The organism is Elstera sp. (assembly GCF_044372965.1).
Lineage (GTDB): Bacteria > Pseudomonadota > Alphaproteobacteria > Elsterales > Elsteraceae > Elstera.
This window is the reverse complement of sequence record NZ_JBILQX010000272.1, coordinates 1-3,446: the sequence shown is the minus strand read 5'-3', so window position 1 is coordinate 3,446 and position 3,446 is coordinate 1. Positions and strand designations below refer to the sequence as shown.

Sequence of the window (3,446 nt, the reverse complement as noted above, 5' to 3'; positions counted from 1 at the left end):
GCGTCACGGCGCGCTTGGCGTCGAAGCCTATGAGGCGATGGGGTATCTGCCCGAAGCGATGCGCAACTATCTGCTGCGTCTTGGTTGGGGCCATGGCGACGAAGAGGTGATTAGCACCGAGCGCGCTATTAGCTTATTCGATATTGCCGACGTCGGCCGTGCCCCGTCGCGCTTCGATTTCGTCAAGCTCGCCAATGTTAACGGCCACTATATGAAGGAAGCAACGCCGGAGCATCTGCTGCCCGCCGTTATTCCATTGGTCGCCGAAAAACTGGGCCGCTCCTTGACGGAAGCGGAAGAAGCGTTGCTGCTGCGCGCCCTGCCCGGCCTTCAACCGCGCGCGAAAACGCTCGTGGAACTGGCCGAAGGCACTCTGTTCTACTTCAAAGCGCGCCCGCTCGCGCTCGATGCCAAAGCCGCGGCGATGGTTGAAAAATACCGAGACCTCGTGTCGCAGGCCCTGATTGTGTTGGAGACGCAAAGCGACTGGACGGCTGCCCCGTTGGAAGCCACAATCCGGGCGCTTACGGAACAGGCTTCCGCCAAACTGGGTGATTTCGCCCAACCTCTCCGCGCCGCGCTCACCGGCAGCACGGTGTCGCCGCCGATTTTCGACGTGCTCGAAATTTTGGGGGCCGCCGAAGCCTGCGGACGGATCGCCGATGCGCTTGCTGCGCCCGCAGCAGCCTAACGGCGGTAAGACCTAAGACCCTGGGGGAGGGTCGATGACGAACGGGTACCGCTTCGATCGGTTACGGTAGAAAAGGTCCAAAATATAAAGGGGATGAGAGATGAGTAACACACCAAAGAAAACGGTGACGATTACTGATAATGCTACGGGAAAATCGGCTGAATTTCCGGTTATTCCCGGCACGCTCGGGCCGGAAGTTATTGATATCCGCGCTCTCTACCCCCAACTCGGCTATTTCACCTACGATCCGGGCTTTATGGCCACGGGTTCGTGTGAAAGCACCATCACCTATATCGATGGGGACGAAGGCGTTCTGCTGCATCGCGGCTATAAGATCGCCGATCTTGCCGAACAGAGCGACTTTCTGGAAGTTTGCTACCTGCTGCTGAATGGCGAATTGCCCAACGCCAATGAAAAGCAGGAATTCGATCACGCCATCACCTATCACACGATGGTGCATGAGCAGATGCAGTTCTTCCTGCGCGGCTTCCGTCGGGATGCCCACCCGATGGCGGTTATGTGCGGGTTGGTCGGCGCTATGTCGGCCTTCTACCATGATTCGACCGATATTAATGATCCGCATCAGCGGATGATCGCGGCGCACCGCCTGATCGCCAAAATGCCGACCCTGGCAGCAATGGCCTATAAATATTCGGTCGGGCAGCCCACGGTGTACCCGAGCAATGAGCTTTCCTATTCGGAAAACTTCCTGCGCATGCTCTTCGCCGTTCCGTGCGAAACCTGGAAGAATAATCCGGTTCTCAGCCGCGCGATGGACCGTATTCTGATCCTGCACGCCGATCACGAACAGAATGCTTCCACCTCGACCGTGCGACTATCGGGCTCGTCGGGCGCTAATCCCTTCGCCTGTATCGCTGCCGGGATCGCTTCGCTGTGGGGGCCAGCCCATGGCGGTGCGAACGAAGCCGTGCTGACCATGCTCCAGCAGATCGGCCATAAGAATAATATTCCTGAGTTTGTGAAGCGCGCAAAAGACAAGAACGACAGCTTCCGTCTCATGGGCTTTGGCCATCGGGTCTATAAAAACTACGATCCGCGCGCTAAAGTGATGCAGCAGACCTGCTACGAAGTTCTCGAAACGCTGAACATTAAAGACCCGCTGCTGGATCTGGCGCGGGAACTGGAACGGGTTGCGCTAGAAGACGAATATTTCGTTGAACGCAAACTGTACCCGAACGTCGATTTCTACTCGGGGATCATCCTGCGTGCGATGGGCTTCCCGACCTCGATGTTCACCGTGCTCTTCGCCGTCGCCCGTACCGTTGGCTGGATCAGCCAATGGAAGGAAATGATCGAAGATCCGGGGCAGAAAATCGGTCGTCCGCGTCAGCTTTACACGGGGTCGGCCGAACGCCCGTTCGTTCCGCTCGCGAAGCGTGGCTGATATTCACCACCTTCGGGGCCGTAACGGCACCGCAAAGGATAAGGGGGAGGCGTCGCGGCGCCTCTCCCGCGTTCCTATTATTGTCTTGAAGGTGCCTCGGCAAACGGCCGCAAACGATAACCCCGCCCCCTGGGCGCGGCGCGTTGGGCAAGTTACCCTTGTGCTGTTACTCGGGGCTGCGCTGGCGAGTTGGGTCGTCGGCCTGCCAAAACTTTGGTAGGATGCAATGATTACCTGCTATCTCGATTATGTTATCGATCCCTATAAGCTCGCCGAGTTCGAGACTTACGCTGACCTGCCTTGGAACTTTCATCCGGCTGAAAGTAGAGCCTGGGTTAAAGTTACGTCGTTTGGTGCGGTATAGGCAATGGGGCCGGGCTCGGAGCCCGGAACGGGCGGAGAGACTGGCCCCATTGCTTTGAGTTTTGCAGCGTGCGCTGCTGGTGTCTGATAACCCAATGCCGAATGCGGTCGGACGATGTTATAATCGGCCACCCAGGCCGCAATGACGGCCCGCGCTTGAGCCATGCTGGTGAATAGGGTTTCATTGAGCAACTCATCGCGCATCCGACCGTTAAAGCTCTCGCTATACCCATTCTGCATCGGTTTGCCGGGGGCAATGTAGTGCCATGTGATCTTGGTGTCCTGAGCCCATTTCAGCACGGCGTTGGAGGTCAGTTCGGTTCCATTATCGGAAACAATCATCCCCGGTTTTCCCCGCTGAGCCACCAGCGCCGTCAGTTCGCGAGCGACCCTCAGACCGGAGATTGATGTATCGGGAACCGCAGCCAAACATTCCCGCGTTACATCATCGACGATGTTGAGCACCCGAAACCGCCGCCCGCCGTCCAGTTGGTCGTGAACAAAATCGAGCGACCAGCGCGCGTTGGGCCGGGCCGCCACCAGGATCGGGGCACGGGTGCCAATGGCTTTGCGCCGAGCCCGCCGCTTGCGAACCGCCAAACCTTCCTCGCGGTAAAGCCGGTAAAGGCGTGTAATCCCGGAAGTCTCCCCCTCCCGACGCAGCAGAATGAACAAGCGCCGATAGCCAAACCGGCGTAAGCGCGAATTTCTCAGCACCTTTTTGAATTGATCGTGTTTTGGCATGAAGTGTCCACTTAACGGAGGTGGACACCAGGTGATTGAGGACGATGAACGGAAACTGCTGGTTAGGCGGATTTTTAGTAATGGCCGCCGTCGCGTCGAAAGCGCGTCTCGTTGCCGCCTGCCTGGAGGCGGGCGTGTCGGTATCGCGCCTTGCGCTTGAGCATGGGGTCAATGCCAACCTTCTTCGGAAGTGGATAAAGACGGCCAAGGAAGCCGGTACTCTGCGAGCACCTGCGCGGTCGG

General features: G+C 58.1%; 2 protein-coding genes and 2 pseudogenes. 3 read left to right on the top strand and 1 reads right to left on the bottom strand.

Annotation, left to right across the window (positions count from 1 at the left end):
* A pseudogene (locus ACIQ36_RS19400) lies at nt 1-691 on the top strand (glutamate--tRNA ligase); the annotation flags it as partial.
* A gap of 100 nt (nt 692-791) precedes the next feature.
* Nucleotides 792-2,096 (top strand): citrate synthase, encoded by a 1,305-nt coding sequence (locus tag ACIQ36_RS19395; protein ID WP_395832425.1) that lies wholly within the window; start codon nt 792-794, stop codon nt 2,094-2,096.
* A 309-nt stretch (nt 2,097-2,405) separates the two neighbouring features.
* Here the strand turns inward: ACIQ36_RS19395 and ACIQ36_RS19390 are convergent.
* Nucleotides 2,406-3,155: pseudogene (locus ACIQ36_RS19390) on the bottom strand (IS3 family transposase); the annotation flags it as partial.
* 92 nt (nt 3,156-3,247) lie between these two features.
* Between ACIQ36_RS19390 and ACIQ36_RS19385 the strand changes: the two are divergent.
* Nucleotides 3,248-3,446 (top strand): transposase (locus tag ACIQ36_RS19385; protein ID WP_395832423.1); only part of this gene is annotated, 199 nt, incomplete at its 3' end.